Annotated in this window: 19 protein-coding genes; 6 read left to right on the top strand and 13 right to left on the bottom strand. The window is 63.4% G+C overall.

Annotation, left to right across the window (positions count from 1 at the left end):
- Positions 1–20: 20 nt before the first annotated feature.
- Positions 21–1,478: a hypothetical protein gene (locus J2T57_RS12225; protein WP_253478596.1), complete on the bottom strand. Its 1,458-nt coding sequence runs from the start codon at positions 1,476–1,478 to the stop codon at positions 21–23.
- Positions 1,479–1,707: 229 nt separating this feature from the next.
- Between J2T57_RS12225 and J2T57_RS12230 the strand changes: the two genes are divergently transcribed.
- From J2T57_RS12230 to fghA, 3 genes are all read left to right on the top strand, one after another.
- Entirely contained in the window at positions 1,708–3,267 is a 1,560-nt protein-coding gene (locus J2T57_RS12230; protein WP_253478599.1) for an FG-GAP repeat protein, read from the top strand.
- Positions 3,268–3,385: 118 nt separating this feature from the next.
- A complete protein-coding gene (locus tag J2T57_RS12235; protein ID WP_436262699.1) occupies positions 3,386–4,501 on the top strand; it encodes an S-(hydroxymethyl)glutathione dehydrogenase/class III alcohol dehydrogenase in 1,116 nt (371 codons plus the stop codon).
- 14 nt (positions 4,502–4,515) lie between these two features.
- Complete coding sequence (gene fghA, locus J2T57_RS12240) at positions 4,516–5,349, top strand: S-formylglutathione hydrolase (protein WP_253478604.1); 834 nt, start codon at positions 4,516–4,518, stop codon at positions 5,347–5,349.
- A 37-nt stretch (positions 5,350–5,386) separates the two neighbouring features.
- Here fghA and J2T57_RS12245 read toward each other — a convergent pair whose 3' ends face one another.
- From J2T57_RS12245 to J2T57_RS12260, 4 genes are all read right to left on the bottom strand, one after another.
- Positions 5,387–5,905, bottom strand: coding sequence for a CSS-motif domain-containing protein (locus J2T57_RS12245; RefSeq protein ID WP_253478607.1), 519 nt, complete (start codon positions 5,903–5,905; stop codon positions 5,387–5,389).
- A gap of 48 nt (positions 5,906–5,953) precedes the next feature.
- Positions 5,954–6,460 (bottom strand): hypothetical protein, encoded by a 507-nt coding sequence (locus J2T57_RS12250; RefSeq protein WP_253478613.1) that lies wholly within the window; start codon positions 6,458–6,460, stop codon positions 5,954–5,956.
- A 153-nt stretch (positions 6,461–6,613) separates the two neighbouring features.
- Positions 6,614–7,000 (bottom strand): nuclear transport factor 2 family protein, encoded by a 387-nt coding sequence (locus tag J2T57_RS12255; protein ID WP_253478616.1) that lies wholly within the window; start codon positions 6,998–7,000, stop codon positions 6,614–6,616.
- 21 nt (positions 7,001–7,021) lie between these two features.
- Complete coding sequence (locus J2T57_RS12260; protein WP_253478619.1) at positions 7,022–7,807, bottom strand: aldolase; 786 nt, start codon at positions 7,805–7,807, stop codon at positions 7,022–7,024.
- A 236-nt stretch (positions 7,808–8,043) separates the two neighbouring features.
- On the opposite strand from J2T57_RS12260, the gene J2T57_RS12265 reads away from it, so the two are divergent.
- Positions 8,044–8,442, top strand: a complete 399-nt coding sequence (locus J2T57_RS12265) for a DUF4168 domain-containing protein (RefSeq protein ID WP_253478622.1) — start codon at positions 8,044–8,046, stop codon at positions 8,440–8,442.
- A gap of 65 nt (positions 8,443–8,507) precedes the next feature.
- On the opposite strand, the gene J2T57_RS12270 is transcribed toward J2T57_RS12265, so the two are convergent.
- Entirely contained in the window at positions 8,508–9,506 is a 999-nt protein-coding gene (locus tag J2T57_RS12270; RefSeq protein WP_253478625.1) for a GGDEF domain-containing protein, read from the bottom strand.
- Between the two features lie 138 nt (positions 9,507–9,644).
- Between J2T57_RS12270 and J2T57_RS12275 the strand changes: the two genes are divergently transcribed.
- Entirely contained in the window at positions 9,645–10,280 is a 636-nt protein-coding gene (locus J2T57_RS12275; RefSeq protein ID WP_253478628.1) for a response regulator transcription factor, read from the top strand.
- 5 nt (positions 10,281–10,285) lie between these two features.
- Here the strand turns inward: J2T57_RS12275 and J2T57_RS12280 are convergent, their stop codons facing one another.
- Entirely contained in the window at positions 10,286–10,756 is a 471-nt protein-coding gene (locus J2T57_RS12280) for a hypothetical protein (RefSeq protein WP_253478631.1), read from the bottom strand.
- Between the two features lie 214 nt (positions 10,757–10,970).
- The gene (locus J2T57_RS12285) at positions 10,971–11,648 is read right to left on the bottom strand and encodes a response regulator transcription factor (protein WP_253478633.1); all 678 of its coding nucleotides are present in this window, start codon (positions 11,646–11,648) and stop codon (positions 10,971–10,973) included.
- 158 nt (positions 11,649–11,806) lie between these two features.
- Here J2T57_RS12285 and J2T57_RS12290 point away from each other — a divergent pair, with 158 nt between their 5' ends.
- Entirely contained in the window at positions 11,807–12,007 is a 201-nt protein-coding gene (locus tag J2T57_RS12290) for a hypothetical protein (RefSeq protein WP_253478636.1), read from the top strand.
- On the opposite strand, the gene J2T57_RS12295 is transcribed toward J2T57_RS12290, so the two are convergent.
- Genes J2T57_RS12295 through nirB form a run of 5 tightly spaced genes read right to left on the bottom strand, consistent with a single transcriptional unit; the run spans position 12,004 to position 19,603 of the window.
- Positions 12,004–13,278 (bottom strand): MFS transporter, encoded by a 1,275-nt coding sequence (locus J2T57_RS12295; RefSeq protein WP_253478639.1) that lies wholly within the window; start codon positions 13,276–13,278, stop codon positions 12,004–12,006. The two genes, J2T57_RS12290 and J2T57_RS12295, sit on opposite strands and share 4 nt — an antisense overlap.
- A gap of 21 nt (positions 13,279–13,299) precedes the next feature.
- Positions 13,300–14,100, bottom strand: coding sequence for a uroporphyrinogen-III C-methyltransferase (gene cobA / locus J2T57_RS12300; RefSeq protein WP_253478642.1), 801 nt, complete (start codon positions 14,098–14,100; stop codon positions 13,300–13,302).
- Positions 14,100–16,772, bottom strand: a complete 2,673-nt coding sequence (locus tag J2T57_RS12305) for a nitrate reductase (RefSeq protein WP_436262700.1) — start codon at positions 16,770–16,772, stop codon at positions 14,100–14,102. Before J2T57_RS12305 ends, cobA begins: the two co-directional genes overlap by 1 nt.
- Positions 16,773–16,793: 21 nt before the next feature.
- Positions 16,794–17,138 (bottom strand): nitrite reductase small subunit NirD, encoded by a 345-nt coding sequence (gene nirD / locus J2T57_RS12310; RefSeq protein WP_253478647.1) that lies wholly within the window; start codon positions 17,136–17,138, stop codon positions 16,794–16,796.
- A gap of 32 nt (positions 17,139–17,170) precedes the next feature.
- The gene (gene nirB, locus J2T57_RS12315) at positions 17,171–19,603 is read right to left on the bottom strand and encodes a nitrite reductase large subunit NirB (RefSeq protein WP_253478650.1); all 2,433 of its coding nucleotides are present in this window, start codon (positions 19,601–19,603) and stop codon (positions 17,171–17,173) included.
- Between the last annotated feature and the right edge of the window lie 181 nt (positions 19,604–19,784).

Genomic DNA, 19,784 nt, shown 5'->3' on the forward strand with positions numbered 1-19,784 from the left:
GTCACCGGAGCCTGCAGTTCCTACCGACCCCCATCCCAGCTGGTGACATCCCGGCTCTGGATTGTATCGCTGGTGCTTCGCAGTATGACGTTGGCCTTTGCCCCGACGCCGCGGAAGGCGAGCTTGGCCTCAGGTTGAACCTCGAACCCGGAGCGCTGCACGCGCTCATTTATAACCTCCACTCGCCCCCCGGTGGACAGGGACGCAGCGGCGTCCTGAAGATCACCGCGAATAAACCCCGACAGCGCACCCGGCATATCCCGGCCTGGATTCTCGGAGCGCAAAAGAATACGTTGTCGGGCCTGACCCGGGTGCGACCCACTGGCGGCCAGAGCATCCTGGCGAGCCGTCTCGATGCGCAACTCGACCGCATCCGGACCGCCCAACTCTTCGCCGGCAAGGCGATCACCCAACTCTGGCAACGCCCGACCATTAACGGTGGGAGCCGACTGCTGGGGGTCAAACTCCCGGATGAGATCGAGCCGAAGGGCGGCGTTGCCATGCTGCGTGCGATTGTGCAGGTTCAGTGGCGTACCGTCCGGCATGTAGCGCTGCTTGGAGGTCAACTCGGTCAGACCGAACAATGAATAGATCACACGGCCCGCTTCGCCGTCCTGTCCGTACTCGACACGACGCTCTACCCCGCCAGAAGTATCCCAGCGGGCATTGAGCCCGAGTCGGCCGAGGGCGCGATCCAGCGCCGCCCGACCACGGGCATCGAGACGCGTGGCGTAGCCGGTCACATGATCCTGCAGGAACTCGATATCGGCGTCGGGCGGCGCCAGCAGGCCACCAAGGCCGGTGGCAATGACACCCTCGCTCATCCAGTTGCCGCGCTCGTCGAGGATAGGGTTACTGGGTATGAGGCCAATGCCCGGACCTGCGGCGCGCCCGATATCCCGCAGGCTCTCCGCCGCCGCCAGGTCACCGATACTCCGCACCGCCCGCGCGACGTCAGCCTTGTTGTCGAACCGCATGCTGACCTGATCCACTGAGCGCGCTCCCAGTTCTCCGCTGGGTGTCACCAATGCGTTGGGGACCTGCTTGTAAACGGCGCCGAGCAGGCGCTTGTTGAAACGCACCTCATACTGCGGTGCCTCACAGGTGTCGGCCGTGTCCGCCTGCGACCCACCATGCTGAAGCACCACGACCTCGTTGCGGTACTGGCTCTTGAAACCCTTGCCGGCACCAATCTTGACCTCGCCGCCTATCTCGAAGGTCGCGGTATCGCCGTCCCGTCCGAGTGCCTTGATCTGCCCGTCAATGGTGTCCCGTACCGGACTGGTGATCGTATGCACCGCACGGGTGAGCGCTTCCCGGACCCCGGAAAACGGCCCCGGATTCTTCAGCCTGTCAACGTAGCGCCTCTGCTCTGCGGCATCCTCTATCGCCTTTGCGAATTGCGCCTCTTCCGTCGACGGCTGACAGACGGGCTCACGGGACTCGGTGTGCGTGCCGGGTAGGGACTCTGTCCGCATGTCTGCAAATCCTCCTTGAGCAATCATTTGGTGAGAGATACTGGAGGCGGAGGGTGGCGGACAGAGATGACGCGGCCATGACAATCGGCGGGGTTTATGACGTCAGTCATACTGGATTCACCTGGTTTTACGGAGGGACGGGGAAGAAATGTCGATCTGATCGCTGGCTCTCCAGTCAGATCAGGCTTATAAGTAAGGATGGCGATACTGCACTGCAACAGGACACGTCATGAACAGATTCCTCCCACTGCGTCCACGCAATCTCGCGCATCTCTGGCTGACCGGTTTACTGCTTCTGGGTGGCTCCGGCGCGGCAAACGCAGAAGCAAGCGCCCCATTGGCCGAAGCCTCGCTGGACGCCGGCGTGGCCTACCTGCAGGCCGCGAACGCCCGCTCAGGCAGTCACTTCGGCTTTGCGCTGAGTCTCAGTGCCGATGGCCGTACGCTGGCGGTTGGGGCCAACGGCGAGAGCGGTGGCCTGGGTGGAATCAATCCGGCTCGGGCCGGCAAGACGACGAAGACCAATGACACGTCCGCCTTCTCAGGGGCTGTGTACATCTTTGGCCGCACCGAAGATGATGGCTGGCGCCAACAGGCCTATATCAAGTCCCCCAGCGCGGAACCTTGGCAGGAGTTCGGTTTTTCCGTCGCCTTGAGCAACGACGGTCGTCGACTCGCGGTGGGAGCGCCGTTTTCCGCAGGCAGCGGGGATGCCGGGGCCCAAGGCTCCGGTTCAGTACTGATCTATACCCTGGCTGGCGGCGAATGGTCACAAACCGCTGCACTGAAGGCATCGCGGCTTCAGGCGGAAGCCCAGTATGGGTTCTCCCTGGCATTCAGCGGCGACGGCGAAACCCTCGCGGTGGGCGCGGTGGGCGAGACAGTGGCGACTCAGCGTGATGGCCGGCGCGGACCGACCACCCGACTCGCCCGCTACGCCGGGGCCGTCTATCTTTACTCCAGGCACCGGGAAGGCTGGCGGGAACAGGGCGTGGTCACCGCTTCGAATTCGGCGGCAGGCGCGTTCTTCGGTCGCGCCATCGCCCTCAGCGAGGACGGCGACACCCTGGCCGTGGGCGCCCTGGGTGAATCCAGCAATGCCAGTGGCATCAATCCGACAACACGATCAGTGGTGTCGGCAGTCCATTCCGGGGCAGCCTATGTCTTTGTGCGAACTGAAGACAACTGGACCGAGCAGGCTTTTATCAAGGCCTCCAACAGCCGCTCCGGCGACCAGTTTGGCCGAACGGTGGCCCTGAGTGCCGACGGCAATACCATGGCCGTCAGCGCCATTGGTGAAAGCGGCGGTAGCCGTGGCGTCGACGGCGACCAGCGCGATCGCTCCGCGGAGTTCTCCGGCGCGGTCTACGTATTCAATCGCGAGATAAGCCAGTGGGCGCAGCATGCCTATATCAAGGGTTCCAATGCCCGACGCGGCGATCGGTTTGGCGACTCCCTGGCCATGAATGCCGACGGTACCACCCTTGCGGTAGGGGCCTGGGGGGATTCCAGTGACCGTCAGGGCCTGTTCGCGGAGCCTGCGGAGAGCCCCATGCGTTGGGCCGGCGCAGCCTACGTGTTCCAACTGGAACCGACGGGCTGGCGGGAAACCCGCTACATCAAGGCCCCGGACACGGCTGCCGGCGCCTGGTTCGGCGGCGCCGGACCACGGGGTGGCGACGGCCGCACCGTCGCACTCAGCAGTAGCGGTGAAACCCTGGCTATCGGCGCCCCTCGCGCTGCCGGACTGGACGGAGACCATCACTCCGGTGCCGTCTACCTTTACTAGTGTCAACCAAGGGCATTTCTGTTAACGAAGCGCTGAAGGACACCAGGTTTTATTCATCCGGTCGCGACCGGGTAACATGGGGGCATCCAGAACAACCAATCAAGAGGAGTCCACCATGCTGACCTGTCGCGCCGCCGTTGCCTGGGAACCGGGCAAACCCATGGAAATCGAACAGGTCACCGTCGCGCCGCCTGCCGCCGGTGAGGTACTGGTGAAGCTGGTGGCTACCGGCGTCTGCCACACCGATGCCTACACCTGGTCCGGCGCCGATCCGGAGGGAAACTTCCCAGCCATTCTTGGCCATGAGGGCGGCGGCATCGTGGAGGCAGTCGGCCCCGGTGTTTCCTCGGTCAAGGTGGGCGACCATGTGATTCCGCTGTATACGCCGGAGTGTGGCCAGTGCAAGTTCTGCAGCTCGGGCAAGACCAATCTCTGCCAGGCGATTCGCAGCACTCAGGGCAAGGGGCTCATGCCGGACGGCACCAGCCGTTTCAGCGTCAACGGCAAGATGCTGCATCACTACATGGGCACGTCCACCTTCAGCGAGTACACGGTGTTGCCGGAAATCGCCGTTGCCGTGATCGACAAGGCGGCACCGCTGGACAAGGTCTGCCTGTTGGGTTGCGGTGTGACAACCGGAATCGGCGCGGTCATGAACACGGCCAAGGTGGAGCCGGGCGCCACCGTCGCCATCTTCGGCCTGGGCGGCATCGGCCTGTCGGCAATCATCGGCGCCCGCATGGCCAATGCCAGCCGCATCATTGGCATCGACGTCAACCCGGCCAAGTTCGACATGGCCAGGCGCCTCGGGGCCACCGACTGCGTCAACCCCATGGATTACGACGATCCGATTCAGGAGGTCATCGTCGAACTGACAGACGGCGGCGTTGACTACTCCTTTGAGTGCATCGGCAATGTGAAGGTGATGCGGGCCGCGCTGGAATGCTGCCACAAGGGCTGGGGTGAGTCGGTGATCATCGGTGTCGCCGGTGCCGGCGAGGAGATCAGCACCCGTCCCTTCCAGCTGGTCACCGGCCGGGTCTGGCGGGGCAGCGCCTTCGGTGGCGTGAAGGGCCGCAGCCAGCTTCCCAACTACGTCGAGCAGTACATGAAAGGGGAGATACCCATGGACGACTTCGTGACCCACACCATGGGGCTGGAAGACATCAACACCGCGTTCGACCTGATGCACGAGGGCAAGAGCATTCGCTCCGTGGTGCTTTTCAACCAGTGAGGAACGGCAACTCCATGGAATTGATCGATCAGCACCGGGCATTCGACGGCGAACAGCGCCGCTACCGCCACAAGGCCCGAAGCCTGGACTGCGACATGACGTTCTCCGTCTTCCTGCCGCCGAAATGGCGCAGCGAGTCGCCACTGCTGTACTGGCTATCCGGCCTCACCTGCACAGACGAGAACTTTGTTCAGAAGGCCGGCGCACAGCGCGCCGCGGCGGCTCTGGGCCTGGTACTGGTTGCCCCGGACACCAGCCCCCGGGGCGAGACAGTGGCCAATGACGAGGCCTACGATCTGGGCCAGGGTGCGGGATTCTATGTGAACGCCACCGAGGAGCCCTGGAGCAGGCACTACCGGATGGAAGACTACATCGTGGAGGAACTGCCGGCGCAACTTCGTAGCGAGTTGGGACTGCGCGGGCGCAGTGGTATCAGCGGTCATTCAATGGGCGGACACGGCGCCATCAGTCTCGCCCTGAAGCATCCGGAGCGTTATTCCAGCGTCTCCGCCTTCGCACCCATCGCCAACCCTTCGGCCTGTCCCTGGGGCGAGAAGGCCTTCTCTGCCTATCTGGGCAAGAATCGTCGGGAGTGGGAGCGCCATGACAGTGCCGTGCTGCTTGCAGAGCACAAGGCACCCTGGCCGATCCTGGTGGATGTGGGCTCATCCGACGGCTTTCTCGCCGAGCAACTGCGTCCCGAAGCACTGGAACGCGCCGCTCTGGCCTCTGGCAGCGAGGTTTCAGTGCGCCGCCGGGAAGGCTATGACCATTCCTACTTCTTTGTCGCCAGCTTCATGGACGAGCATCTGCAATTCCACGCAGACCAGCTAACCACAAGGCCATAGGCATCCGACCCGAACGAGCAGGGTTGGATCGGTGACGTCAGACGGGATTGGTACTCGCTGTCGCCGGCTGGAGGAAACCCACAGAGAGAAGCGCCGCAAACGTGTCCACGTCCACCGGCTTGGCATAGTAGTAGCCCTGCGCAAAGCGGATACCCAGCTGGCTTACCAGCGCCGCCTGTTCAGCGGTTTCCACACCCTCCGCCACCACCGCGGCACGTCCGTTGTCGTACACGCCGATGTCACGAATCCGGCGCGCCCGAAACTGGATACGGCGCAATTCGACAATGGATTCAAAACTGCAGTCACCGAAGGGCAGGGCTTCGAGCATGTTCAGAACGAGATGGGCTTCGTTCTGGACATCCTCGGCCAGATAGAGGAGTTCTTCGGCAGCCCGCTGACGCGCCTCGCGTTCGCGATTCAACTCCATGGCACTGACGACCGCAGCCGCGGTCAGCCCGGCAATACCGACCACCAGGACGGCGATCGCTAGCGATTTGAATCGGGTGAGCACGGCGAGCAGGCGGGCTCCATCAAAGCCGCAGACGCGGCCTACCACCCCGTTATAGCAACATGCTGCATCTGGTAAAAGGCTTTTTGACCCTGCTCACCCTCGGGACGTCGGCCGGAACATGATGGTCAGCACGTATTGCGCGCCACCCTCCTCATGCACCACCTCAATGGGCGTGGGATCGTTGAGCGGCTGCCAGGTGCGACTACGAAACTGCACCCGCGTTACCTGCAGCCCCTGGATGAAGCTGCCCTCGCGCTCCGCCACCTCGCTACGGTGACTGCCCCGGGGTACGGCGATATCGACTCGGCTTTCCAGATCGAGACGGGCCGCGCCGGAGCGATCACGGCGGGCCATGACATGCAGCGCCACCCGGGGCTGCTCTGCCGGGACCCCTGCCGGACGCATGGCACCAACATCGCCACCGGACTCGACACGCTCGGGGATGCCATCGCGCAGCAATAGCTCACCGCTGGCCAGCACTTCACGCCCCGAGTCATCGACCCGGGCAAGTTCGTAGATTGCCGGATAGGCTTGAATGAACTGATTGCCCGCGGCGGGCAAGGACATCAGCAGCAGAGCAAAGACTAGTGCGAGTCGCATGGCCACCCCCTCGATTCCCTGTGGACCGTTACCGACTCATACCTTGAGCGGTGAACGCCTTGAGCGGTGAACGCGGCTGATGGCCGGGTTTTCGGTGGTCAGCCTCTCTTCAGCATAACGCCACCACGGCAACCCCGCCAGAGGCAGCCCGGATCAATCGGTTGGATTTTTGCCAAACATGATCCGATAGGGATGTGCATCGAACAGGAGCTCCAGCCTCTGAATACGACCGTCGATGACAGTTGCCCATTGCACCAGATCCACCGACATCTTCTCCGAGAGTTGCACGCGGAAATCCAGGAAATGACAGACTTCCGGACCATCGACGAAGACCTTCCGAATGTTGATCCGCTGGACGATGCCGCTGGAGAATGCCGTGTAGGAGAGAAACGCATCCGGATCATCAAAGCTGACAATCGGACTGTGGTAATGAAAACCCTCGTCGGCCAGCAGCCGCCGCATACGCTCTGGCGCATGGTCCTCGATAGCCTTCAGGTAGGCCTCCACAATGGCCAGCGGCTCTGTGGGCTGTGTCGTCACAGGCTGGTCACCACTCCATCGTCAATCGGCAAAATCGGGCTCGATTCTGGACAACACCCGCTTGATGCTCTGCAGATGGGCATTTGCACTTTCGGCGTCACCTCCGCGCATCTGGGCGGCGGTCTTCAACAGGATATCCGCCGGTATGCGCTGTAGAGCACGGCCGGCACTCATTGCCTTCAGCTGCACTTCTGCGGCTCGCTCCAGGTAGTAGAGATCGTCCCAGCAGGCGGCGAGGCTTTCTCCAACCACCAGCACACCATGGTTCTTCATGAACAGGATATCGGCCTCGCCCATGGCGGCGGCCAGGCGGTCGCCTTCGCCGGTGTCCAGAGCCAGGCCCTGGTAGTCCTCGTCAACGGCGGTGCGGCCGTGGAACTTCAACGCCGTCTGACCAGCCCAGGCCAGGGGCTCACCCTCCAGCATGGCCAGTGCAGTCGCATTGGGCATGTGGGTATGGAACGCGGCACGGGCCCTGGGGTGGTGCATGTGCACACGGGCATGGATGAAAAAGGCAGTCGCCTCAGGCTTTCCATCACCCGCCACTACATGACCATGCATGTCGCACACCAGCAGCATGGATGCGGTTATCTCGGAAAAACCATAGCCATAGGGATTCACCAGGAACAGGTCATCACGCCCCGGCAGCATGAGAGAGAAGTGATTGCAGATGCCCTCCGACAATCCGAGCCGCGCGGCCATGCGAAAGCAGGCGGCCAGATCGCGACGAGCCTCGCGCACGGCCGGTGTGTCCAGACCCTCAATCGTTGCGGGTCCCTGAGTCTCGATCTGGAGTTCGTGGGCCATGGGCGCAGCCGGTCCTGTCGGAAACGAAACCGCCATCATACTGCTGGGACAGGCTGTCGTCATCGTCGCTGCACATCATCCACGAATGGCCGTGGGACCGTATCGCGGTGCCACATGAGTCAAATTGACACACTTCCGTCAGCCATCAGGCGCCGCAGCAGCGCCGATTTGCACGGGTTGGCACAGGTCCTGCTTTGTCCGACCACGAACTACTTTCCAAAACGGAGGATAGTCAAATGCAGAGCTCGATCCGTTACCTCGCCACTCTCATTGCCCTCGCAGCGCTGGCTCTGGCCCCCAGCTTTGCCACTGCAGATGACGGACCGGACCTCTACGAGAACGAGGTCGCGGATTCCACCGAGTTGAGCGCAGACGATATCGACGACGATCAGCTGGCGGGCCTGTACATCGCCGCCAACAATATTCAGGAAGTCCGTGCCGAATATGCCGCCCTGATTCAGGAGGCGGACGAAAGCCAGCGGATGGACCTGCGACAGCAGGCCAATGAGGAAATGAGGCGGGTTCTTGTCGACGCCGACCTGGATCCCGATCTCTACCGGGAAATCGCCTACCTGCTCCAGCAGGATGAGGACCTGATGCAGCGCCTGAACGCGGTTGTGGCCAGCATGCGGTAAGGCGCATCACGACGGCAGCGGCGCACCCCGCCAGATGGTGGGTTGCGCCGATCATTGCAATAGCCTCAGGCGCCAGCCGCCACAGGAAGCGCTACGGAGACCCGATCCCTGCCGCCGGCCTTGGCCCGGAACAGTTGACGGTCGGCCCGCTCCAGGCAGGCAGCAGCACTCTCCCCCTCCCCCATGGTGGCCACCCCGATGGAGACCGTGACCCGCAGCTCGTCAAATCTCAACTTCTCGGCGACCCGACGCCGCAGGCCTTCGGCAAGCCGTGTGGCATCCTGCAGCGCCGCACCATGGCAGATGATAACGAACTCCTCGCCGCCATAACGGAACACCTGATCAGCGCTACGGAAATAGCCGCGGATCAGCTCGGCAGCGGCACGAATCACCTCGTCTCCCCGGCCATGCCCATAGCGATCGTTGATCTGCTTGAAGCGGTCGAGATCGCAAACAATGATCGACAGGGCAGGCCGGTCGGCAGCCTCCCGGACCCCAAGCGCGTTCACTTCGCCGTCCAGGGCCCGACGGTTACCGAGGCCGGTCAGGGGGTCGCGACGAGCAAGTTCCAGCAATTCCTGTTGCCGGGTATCAACGCCCCAGGCGAAGGCATACGAAAACGCCATGACGGCTGCCGCGGCAGCCAGGCCATTGATCAGCGTCATGCCAGGCAGGGTCGACCACAAGAGCAACACGGTAACCAGGATGGCACCGCCATTGGTGAGTACCGCCTGATACCGGTTCAGCATGTAAAAGTTGACCAGAATCAGCGGAAACACCCACATGGCGGCCACTGCACCGATAAAGTACACGGGCACCACCGTGCCCACCGTGGCGACAGCGGCGAGCAGCACGTTCCAGGGCCGCACCTGCTGAGCCCGGCTTATGCAGAGCGCTGCCGCGCCATAGATCGAGGCAAGACAAGCGATCCATGCTGCGGATAAGCGGTCGCCGGCGAGCCCGTAGAGCATGACGTAGGGCAAGAGCAGCCCAACGGACACCAAGCAGAACAACACCAGAACCCGGTAATCGATTCGCTGCTCCAACTGTGATCGCCCGGTCATCAATCCATGGTTTCCATGGGCCAACGGTACGCAGCTTGCTGCACCCAAAACAGCGAACGGTTAACAGAACCGCGCCGCGCTCCCCCCGGCACCTGAACTAGACTCCTCGGTATGCTCTGCTGCCAAGGAGGCTTGCGGATGGATCGCCTGGTTCACGTTGTGGACGACAGCGAGGACGTGCGCCGGGCGTTGCTGGAGCTCCTTGCGCTCCACGACCTGGCCGGACGTGGACATGCCGGCGGCGACGATTTCCTGGCCTCTGTACCGAGCAGTGCCCGGGGCTGCGCGGTTGTCGATGTGCGCATGCCCGTGATGAGCGGACTCGAACTGCAGCAGCGGATGCTGGAGGCGGGCTACACCCTGCCCGTGGTGATGGTGTCCGCCCATGGCGACGTCGCGACGGCGGTGCGCGCGCTGAAGGCCGGCGCGATGGACTTTCTGCAGAAGCCCTACGGATCCGACGCAATCATGGCGGTCATTCGCAAGGCGCTGGACCTGGACGCCCGGCGCCATGCAGAGCGGCTGCACAGCGAGACCATACTGGCCCGCCTTGCGCTGCTGACAGATCGGGAACGGCAGATTCTCACACTGGTGACCGAAGGCCTATACAACAAGGTGATTGCCGACAGGCTGGGCCTCAGCGTCTCCACCGTGGAAGCGGACAGAAACCGACTCATGAAAAAGCTGCGGGCACAGTCACTGTACGAACTGGTACAGATCCAGGCGCTTGCCGACGCCGCGTCGCGTCGGCAAGGCCGGATTCATCCCACGTAGACCGTTCAGCCGGTCTGACGCGTCTCGGATACGGTGCTCTCGGGTGAGGCCTTGGGGGGTACGCTTTCCTGCGGCATCGCGGTGGTCGAACCCGTGTCCGACTCATCACCGCCGGTCATGGTCAGACTGCAGCGGCGCAGTTCCTCGGCAAGCCGCAGCGTCCGGTCACTGCCAGCGCGGCCCGCTTCCATCAAGCAACTGAACAGGGCTGGCTGCGCGGAGAGCATGGCCGTGAACGGATCCTGATCCCGGGAACCCTCAAGGATACGGGCCAGGCGATTCATTGTATGCAGACCATCCTGCATTTGCTCCATGGCTGCCTGTTGCAGGCACTCCTGAACATCAAGGCCAAGCCGCTGGAAACGCTCCAGGCGTTGCTCGGCATCCTCCATCGCGTGACGCCATTGGTCATTCCAGTACAGCGCAGCAGCGTCTTGACTGGTGGACGACTCGCGGGTCTGCTTGAGCTGGGTCATTCCTGTACCTCCGTTGGGCGACAGCCCTGCAGCCTGCTGCAAGAAACCGCACCCCACATGTATGTATCGGGTGGTTGCCCACGGACATGGCCAGTGGGCGACCATCAACATAGGCCCGATCACCGAGGTGTGACCATCAGGGTGAGCCACAAAGGGGCTATGGTTTTCCCCCATGGCGAATCAGACAGCTTGCCGGGGCTGTCGCGGCCTGGCGTCAACGCGCGATAACTGGCGCTGATCTGATACGGAACCGACTGTTGCGGGAGTTCTCGAGATCGGCCAGCAAATCCACAGCGATGGCAAGCCTTACCAGCTCAGCAGCACTGGCGACTCCGATCTTTACGAAGATGCGACGGCGATGGACTTCCACGGTCTTTTCGCTGACTTCAAGCCGCTGGCCAATTTCGCGGCTTGAGCAACCACGTACCACCAGTGGCAGCACGTCCCACTCCCTGGGGGTCAATCCCGAGAATCGCTGCCACACGGCAGAGCGCTGGGCGCGGTAATCGATGTCGCGGCGGCTGGCGAGCACCGCCCGTTGCACGGCATCAAGTAACTGCTGATCAGCCACCGGACGCCTGAAATAGTCTGCGGCACCCGCCTTCATCGCGGCGGCGGCGGTGGAGACGTCATCATCATCACTGAGGTAGATCACTGGCAGACGCAGATCAATCCGGGCCATGCGTCCGCTCAGTACCAGGCCGAGCGCTTCCGGCGTTGCCGTATCCGCCAGCAGGCAACCACAAGTACCCGGGTGAATACTGCGCAGACACTGACTGACGGTTGTGAAATGCATTGCATTCAGGGATACCGAGGCCAGCAATTCCGCCAGCGGTGCCATCGCGGAGGGATTCGCGTCAATCACGAATACGGTCGGGTCCGCCAAGGCCATCGCTTTCGCACACCCCTGTGACCGCCCTGCTGCAAGCATAGCAGTCCGCCATCAGGGCAACCCACGAGACGGTCGGGGATTGCCCTGATAGGCGATGTTCGATCGTGCCGCGTAAGGTCATGGCCAAGGGGGGTCATTGGACAGACGGGAGGCACTCCATGGACAGCCAGCACCTCTTTGACAACTGGTTACGATTTGCGCGCACGCTTGACTGGTCGCCCCACCGCCGCGACTCGAGTTGCCAACTTGCCTTTGCAGGCCTCAGGGAAGCGGCAGACCAGGCCCGGCAGACGCGCCTCAAGCGGCTGCCGTGGACCGGCGCCCCGCAGGTCGAGAGCGAGGCACGGCTGGGCCGCTAGGCCATGCGCCCCGCAGGGCTCGCTACGCCGGAGCGTGGATCGATGGATCTGCGCTCCGTGCGCCACATCCAGACCAGCGACACCACTGTGACCCCGAACAGCAGCATGAAAATGGTGCTGGGCACGCCTGTGATATCCAGCAGCAGACCGAACTTGATGGGTAGCAAGAAGCCCCCGACACCGCCGGCAAGACCGACGATCCCGGATACCACACCAATATTGCGATCGAAATCGTCGGAGACATACTTGAACACCGAGGCTTTGCCGAAACCCCAGGCCACGCCCAGCACGAACAGCAGCGCGGTAAACAGGTAGATGTTCACGCCGAAGGCGAACTGCATCTCGCCGTTGAGGGTCTCGACCCTGTATTCGGTGGGTGGATACGACATGATGAACAGACAGATCGCGCTGATCCACATGCACCACCAGGTGACCGCATGGGCACCGAAGCGGTCTGAAAACCAGCCGCCGAGTGCACGGATTACCCCCGACGGCAGCACGAAGATGGTGGCGATCAGCGCCGCGAGCTGCAGCCCCACGCCGTATTCCATGATGAAGTAGCGCGTCAAATACAGTGACAGGGCCACGTACCCCCCGAAAACCACGGAGTAGTACTGGCAGTACTTTAGCAATCGCGGGTCCCGCATCAGGGCCAACTGCTCGCGCAACGACGGGCGATCCGACTCCTTGTCCGGGGCATCCGGTGTCGTGAAGAGCCAGAACGCAACCGCCATGACCAGCATTGCGCAAGCATAAGCCGTGGGCACGAACTGCCAACCCAGGATCACCACCAGCGTGGGCGCCACATAGTTGGTCAGGGCGGCGCCGGCATTGCCAGCACCGAACACGCCCATGGCGAAGCCCTGCCGATCCCGGGGGAAGGCTCGGGCCACATAGGCGATTCCCACCGAGAACGACGCCCCCACCAGGCCCACCAGCAGCCCGAGCATGAGCAACTGCCAGTAGCTGGTGGCGAACTGCACCAGGTAAATGGGGAGTACCGTGGACAGCATCAGCAGGAAGTACACCGTGCGACCGCCATAGCGGTCGGTCAGCATGCCGATGGGCAGGCGCGCCAGGGAACCGCTCAGTATCGGCATGGCGGTGAGTATGCCGAACTGGGTTTCACTCAGGCCGAGTTCCTCGGCGATGGGGTTGCCGATGACCCCGAACATCACCCAGACGGCGAAACAGACGGTGAAAGACAGGGTGCTCATCCAGAGCACGGCCTGGGGCCGCTGTTGCGTGGACTGTAAACTCTTGTCAGTCATCTGCATCCCTTCCTGACGATATCAATCAATGGGCAGGGGAACGCCGCTGGCAACCTGGCGCTCGCGGATTGCCACTGCCGGAAGATCGCTGTCGGCACCTGCCACCACCTTTCCAATAAGGGCAAGGGCCGGGCTCGGCAGATTGGCGTCACGGACCCGCTCGGCGATGTCGGCCAGGGTGCCTCGCACCTCACGCTGATGGCTGGTGGTCCCCTCGGCAATCACGGCGACCGGCCAGTCCGGTGGCAGCCCCCGGCGGCACAGCTCCCGGCAGAAGGCAGCCAGCGGGGCAAGACCCATGTACATCACCAGGGTGCGGTCGCGGCGGGTGTAAGCGGCCCAGTCCGACGGTGTGCAACCTGTCCTGTCCTGCCCGGTGAGAAACAGCACAGAACGGGCATGATGCCGATGGGTCAGTGGAATCCGGGCCGCAGCGGCGCAGCCCAGCGCCGCCGTCACGCCGGGGACTACTTCCGCGGGAATGCCGGCGGCGCGCAGCGCGTCCAGTTCTTCGCCGCCCCGACCGAAGATGAATGGATCGCCGCCCTTCAGCCGGACCACATTCAGACCCTGTCGGGCAAAGTGCACCAGCAGCTCTTCGGTCCGCCGCTGCGGGACATGGTGATCGCCACACCGCTTGCCCACATACACCCGCCTCGGACGCGGGCCGGCAATGGCCAGGATCTCCGGCGACACCAGGCGATCATGGAGGATCACGTCAGTCTGGCGCAGCAGACGCTCCGCCTTGCGGGTAAGGAGTTCGGGATCACCCGGACCGGCACCTACCAGGTATACGGTGCCAACTGCATTGGATGGGGTCATCAGGCGATCCTCCGGTTCACCGGGCGGGCGTGACGGCCAATCAGGTCACGAATCTCCGGCACGCAGCTGCCGCAGTTGCCGCCGGCCTGGCATCGCCGGGTCACGGCCTCCGGAGTCCGACAACCCTTGCGAATGGCCTCGATGATGGTGTTCTCGCCAACACCGAAGCAGGCACAGACGTTGCGGCCGGCATCCTTCTGCCCCGGCGGCGGATTGCCGGACAAGAGCGCCATGCGGTTGCGCGTAGAGACCGGCTCCGCCGTGAACAAACCGGCGAGCCAGTGCCTGCCGGGCAGCGCCGTCACCGCACCCATGAACAGGCAGCCCATCAGCCGCCCGTCCACCAGCCGGGCAGCGCGATAGACGTTGCGCCCCGGGTCGGCCATCTCCAGGCACTCGCCGTCCCCGGGCAACAAAGCCCGGGCCAGATCAGGCATCTGCTCCGCCGACTCGGTACCCGCCAGTTCGTAGCGATGAAAACCATTACCCCGGGCCTTCGCCCACCAGGCGCAGGCCGGTGGGTCAGCCAACGGTTCACGGGATAGCAGAAACCCCTGCCAGGCCACCTCCACGGGGGATACCGCCACCGGCGTGTGCTTGAACTCAGGTTCGCCGGAGTCCGGATCGGTCACCGGATTGACCACCGCATCCACCCGCCCGCGCAGCGCGTACTGATCATTCCAGTGCATGGGCATGAACACGCTGCCGGGGCGCTGTCCGTCGTCGAGACGAACTCGGGCCAAAGCCTCGCCCCAGTGACTGTGGACCCTGGCCAGGGCACCGTCGCCGAGATCCAGTCGGGCGGCGTCATCCGGATGCATCTGCAGGAACGGTGTCACTTCATGCGCGCTGAGGCGCGGGGACTTACCGGTGCGGGTCATGGTGTGCCAGTGATCACGTACCCGACCGGTGTTCAGCACCAGGGAATAGTCGGTATCCGGCGCATTCACCGGCGGCCGCGGCGTCAGCGGGATCAGTCGGGCCTTGCCGGACTCGGTAAAAAAGCCGCCGTCGGCGAATAGGCGCCCTGTATCCCGCCCATCACGAATCGGCCATTGTCGCGGCGCCATCGCCTCATAGCCGGCGTCGTGGAGATTGGCCAACGCGCTGATGTCGAAATCGCGACTGCCGTTGTTCTCGAAGCCGGACAGGGCTGCATGCTCGCGAAAGATCTCCGCCGGTTTCTCGTAGGCGAAGCCATCGCCGAAGCCCAGGCGCAAGGCGACCTTGCAGAGCGCCCACCAGTCCGGCTGCGCCTCGCCGGGTGGCGGAAGAAACGGCCGCTGGCGGGAGATGCGACGCTCGGAGTTGGTGACGGTGCCATCCTTCTCACCCCAGGCCATCGCCGGCAGCAGGACGTCTGCCACCGCGGTGGTGTCGGTACAGGCCATCGCCTCGGACACCACCACCAGTTCGCAGCCGGCCAGGGCGCGACGCATCCTGTCGGCATCCGGCAGGGACACCATGGGGTTCGTTGCCATGATCCACACCGCGCGAATCTCGCCCCGCTCGATGGCCTGGAACAGGTCCACCGCCTTGTTTCCCGGCCCGCTCACCAGGTTCGGTGCCTGCCAGAAGCGGCGTACCCGGTCCACCGTCTCGGCGCTGTAATCCATGTGCGCGGCAAGCTGATTGGCCAGCCCACCCACCTCACGACCGCCCATGGCATTGGGCTGCCCGGTGATGGAGAACGGCCCCATGCCACTGCGGCCGATGCGACCGGTAAGCAGATGACAGTTGATGATGCTGCTGACCTTGTCGCTGCCGGTGGAGGACTGATTGACGCCCTGGGAATAGAGACTGACGGTCCGCTCGGTGGCGGCGAACCAGCGGAAGAAGGCGAGTACATCGGCTTCCGGCAGATCGCACTGGCCGGCAACCGCGGGCACATTGGGTGCCGACGCCCGGGCCGCCTCAATGGCGGCGCCGAAGCCCTCGGTGTGAGCCTCGAGGAACGCGTAATCGGTGTGCCCCTCGACGGCCAGATAAGACAACAGGCCGTTCCAGAGCCAGACATCCGTCCCCGGCGCCAGGGGCAGGTGCAGATCGGCGATCTCGCAGGTATCGGTGCGCCGGGGGTCGATCACCACCACGCGCATGTCCGGCCGTTCGGCCTTGGCCGCCTTGACACGCTGATAGAGCACCGGATGACACCAGGCCAGGTTGGCCCCGGCGATAATCAGCAGATCTGCGGATTCCAGGTCCGCGTAGTTGCCGGGAACGGTATCAGACCCGAAGGCCCGCTTGTGGCCGACCACCGCCGATGCCATGCAAAGCCGGGAGTTGGTGTCCACGTGGGGCGTGCCGATAAAGCCTTTGAACAGCTTGTTGGAAACGTAGTAGTCCTCGGTGAGCATCTGCCCGGAGCCATAAAACGCCACGGCTTCCGGCCCATGCTGATCGATAATGGAGCGCAGGCGCCCAGCTACGGTGTCCAGCGCCTGCTCCCAGCTGGCCCGCTCACCGTCCACCATCGGATGCAGCAGACGACCCTCCAGATCAACGGTCTCGCCCAGGGCGGCCCCCTTGGAGCAGAGCCGTCCGAAATTCGCGGGATGCTGCGGATCACCGGCAATCTGCGCGGCGCCCTCTTCATCCAACATCGCCAGAACGCCACAGCCGACGCCGCAGTAAGGGCAAGTGGTCTTGATCGCTGTCTGCTCTTCCATGATTCGCTCCGCCATTGCCTCAGGTCAGCCCACGGGGTTCGGATCCAGATAGAGCCGGTCACCGTCGCGGTGCACCTCGAAGCGGGGCACACAGCCTTTGTCCGGCGCCTTGGCTTCCCCCTGATCCAGATGGATGTTCCAGGCATGGAGTGGACAGGTCACCAGACGGCCATGGACCATGCCCTCCGACAACGGCCCGCCGCGATGCGGGCAACGATCCAGCAGGGCATACACCTCGTCAGCGCTGTTGCGGAACACGGCCACCGGGCCGTGGGGCGTTTCCACCACCCGTGCACCAAGCACCGGAATATCGTCAAGGTGGCCGATCGCCAGCCAGTCGCTCGTGTTTGCATCCTTGGCGGTTTGCATTGAAAAACTCCTTTGCAGCGGGCGACAGGCGCCTACACTGCGCGCTTGAGTGGAATGAACTTGTCCTGGTGGTTCTTGCTGTAGAGCTTCCACGGATCGTCCTGGGCGCCCTTCTGGGAGGCGAGAAAACGCGCCGCAAGCGCCTCGCGGTTGGCGGCGTCCTCTACCACCTGCTGCTTGACGTAAGAGAGCCCCACCCGCTCGATCCACGGCGCGGTGCGCTCCAGGTAGCGGGCCTCCTCCCGGTAGAGCTGCATGAAGGCGGCGCAGTACTCCTTGACCTCGTCCATGGTCTCGACGCGGCAGAGCACATCCGTGGCGCGGACTTTCACGCCGCCGTTGCCGCCGACGTGCAGCTCCCAGCCGGATTCGATGGCCACCACGCCGAAATCCTTGATGCTGGCCTCGGCACAGTTTCGCGGGCAGCCGGAGACAGCCATCTTGAATTTGTGGGGCGTCCAGCTGCCCCAGGTCATCCGTTCCAGCTCGATCCCACAGGTGGTGGAGTCCTGGGTGCCAAAGCGGCACCACTCGGAACCGACACAGGTTTTCACCGTGCGCAGCGCCTTGCCGTAGGCATGCCCGGAGACGAAGCCGGCGTCGGATAACTCACCCCAGACACCGGGCAGGTCCTCCTTTTTCACACCCAGCATGTCGATGCGCTGACCGCCGGTGATCTTGAGCGTGGGCACCTGGTACTTTTCCGCCACCTCGGCGATGGCGCGGAGTTCCTGCGGACTGGTGACGCCCCCCCAGATCCGCGGCACCACCGAGAAAGTGCCATCCTTCTGGATGTTGGCGTGCATGCGCTCATTGACGAACCGGGCCTGGGAATCGTCCTGGGCAGCCTCGGGCCAGGTGGAGATCAGGTAGTAGTTGAGGGCCGGGCGACACTTGTCGCAGCCATCGGATGTTTTCCAGTCCAGGGTGTTGAACACCTCCCGCAGACTGGTCAGCTCCTGTGCCCGGATGGCCTCACGGACCTGGTCATGGCTCATGTCGGTGCAGCCGCACATGGGCTTGACCGCTGCAGCCTCGTAGTCACCCCCCATGGTGGCGGCGAGGAGCTGCTCCACCAGGCCGGTGCAGGAACCACAGGACGCCGCCGCCTTGGTATGAGCCTTGACCTCATCCAGCGTGAACAGCTGTTCCTTGGTAATGGCCTGAACGATGTCGCCCTTGCAGACACCGTTGCAGTCACAGATCTGGGCGTCGTCGGGCAGGTTGGCAACCTGGCTCACGCCGCCGTGTCCGGCATCCCCCAGGTGGGCCTGACCGAACAGCAGGCTGTCACGGAAATCGGCAACCGAGGTCTGCTCGCGCAGCAACTGGAAGTACCAGGTGCCATCGCCGGTATCGCCGTAGAGTACGGAGCCGACGATTCGGTCATCCTTGACGCAGACCTTCTTGTAGACCCCCGCCGATGGATCCTGATAGACAATGGTGTCCACCCCCTCGGCTTCCTGGAACTCGCCGGCGGAGAACAGATCAATGCCCGTAACCTTGAGCTTGGTGGAGGTGACCGAGCCCTCGTAGAGGCGGAAACCATAGCCCGCCAGATGGTTGGCGCAGACCTTCGCCTGTTCGAATAGCGGGGCGACCAGACCGTAGCACTGACCGCGATGCTGCACGCATTCACCCACGGCGTAGATGCTCGGATCGAAGGTCTGCATGGTGTCGGAAACCACGACCCCGCGTTCGCAGTAAAGGCCCGCCTTCTTCGCCAGTTCCACGTTGGGGCGAATACCCACGGCCATCACCACCAGATCGGCGGCTTCCTCGCTGCCATCCTTGAAACGCACCGCGCTGATGCCGGCATCGTCACCGACGATCTCACTGGTCTCGGCCTCCATGCGAAAACGCATGCCGCGATGCTCCAGCGATTGCTGCAGATAGTGTCCTGCGGTGGCGTCGAGCTGCCGCTCCATCAGCCAGGGCATGAGGTGGATCACGGTTACCTCCATGCCCTGCTGCATCAGGCCATAGGCGGCCTCTAGCCCCAGCAGCCCGCCACCGATGACGACAGCCTTCTTGTGCTTGCGGCTTGCCGCCAGCATGGCGTCCACATCCTTGACGTCGCGATAGCTGACCACGCCGGGAAGATCGTGCCCCGGCACCGGAATGATGAAGGGATTGGAGCCGGTTCCGAGCAACAGGCGATCATACGGCTCAACCGTGCCATCAGCCGCATGGACGCGCTTGCCGATACGGTCGACCTCGATGACCTCCTTGCCCTTGTGCAGGGTAATACCGTGCTCGGCGTACCAGTCCTCACCGTTGATCATGATTTGGTCGAGGCTCTTCTCACCGGCGAGCAGCGGCGAGAGCATGATGCGGTTGTAGTTGCCGTGGGGCTCGCTGCCGAAGACGGTGATGTCGTACTTGTCCGGTGCAATGGTCATCAACTCCTCGATGACCTTCATGCCGGCCATGCCGTTACCCACCAGAACCAGTTTTTCCTTCATGACGCGCTCCCTAGAATCAGGCAAAAAAAAGGCGTTCACCCCACCGCACCCTGGGTGCGATGGCGTGAACGCCTTTGTTCGAGGCTCGGGCCTGTCATAGACCTGTCGCGAGCCCTGGGGCACACGAACGAGCCAACTAACTGCAGTAATCGGTTACAAGTTGCGTGCCATGGCCCGGCGC

The sequence above is a fragment of the Natronocella acetinitrilica genome (assembly GCF_024170285.1).
GTDB classification, from domain to species: Bacteria; Pseudomonadota; Gammaproteobacteria; order Nitrococcales; family Aquisalimonadaceae; genus Natronocella; species Natronocella acetinitrilica.

Excerpts from the sequence above, each read along its gene's own strand:
- nirD (WP_253478647.1), bottom strand. The coding sequence starts at position 17,138 with ATGCAAACCGCCAAGGATGCAAACACGAGCGACTGGCTGGCGATCGGC.
- J2T57_RS12230 (WP_253478599.1), top strand. The coding sequence starts at position 1,708 with ATGAACAGATTCCTCCCACTGCGTCCACGCAATCTCGCGCATCTCTGG.
- J2T57_RS12290 (WP_253478636.1), top strand. The coding sequence starts at position 11,807 with ATGGACAGCCAGCACCTCTTTGACAACTGGTTACGATTTGCGCGCACG.
- J2T57_RS12280 (WP_253478631.1), bottom strand. The coding sequence starts at position 10,756 with ATGACCCAGCTCAAGCAGACCCGCGAGTCGTCCACCAGTCAAGACGCT.
- J2T57_RS12260 (WP_253478619.1), bottom strand. The coding sequence starts at position 7,807 with ATGGCCCACGAACTCCAGATCGAGACTCAGGGACCCGCAACGATTGAG.
- J2T57_RS12295 (WP_253478639.1), bottom strand. The coding sequence starts at position 13,278 with ATGACTGACAAGAGTTTACAGTCCACGCAACAGCGGCCCCAGGCCGTG.
- J2T57_RS12225 (WP_253478596.1), bottom strand. The coding sequence starts at position 1,478 with ATGCGGACAGAGTCCCTACCCGGCACGCACACCGAGTCCCGTGAGCCC.
- J2T57_RS12270 (WP_253478625.1), bottom strand. The coding sequence starts at position 9,506 with ATGACCGGGCGATCACAGTTGGAGCAGCGAATCGATTACCGGGTTCTG.
- J2T57_RS12265 (WP_253478622.1), top strand. The coding sequence starts at position 8,044 with ATGCAGAGCTCGATCCGTTACCTCGCCACTCTCATTGCCCTCGCAGCG.
- J2T57_RS12275 (WP_253478628.1), top strand. The coding sequence starts at position 9,645 with ATGGATCGCCTGGTTCACGTTGTGGACGACAGCGAGGACGTGCGCCGG.
- fghA (WP_253478604.1), top strand. The coding sequence starts at position 4,516 with ATGGAATTGATCGATCAGCACCGGGCATTCGACGGCGAACAGCGCCGC.
- J2T57_RS12285 (WP_253478633.1), bottom strand. The coding sequence starts at position 11,648 with ATGGCCTTGGCGGACCCGACCGTATTCGTGATTGACGCGAATCCCTCC.
- J2T57_RS12250 (WP_253478613.1), bottom strand. The coding sequence starts at position 6,460 with ATGCGACTCGCACTAGTCTTTGCTCTGCTGCTGATGTCCTTGCCCGCC.
- nirB (WP_253478650.1), bottom strand. The coding sequence starts at position 19,603 with ATGAAGGAAAAACTGGTTCTGGTGGGTAACGGCATGGCCGGCATGAAG.
- cobA (WP_253478642.1), bottom strand. The coding sequence starts at position 14,100 with ATGACCCCATCCAATGCAGTTGGCACCGTATACCTGGTAGGTGCCGGT.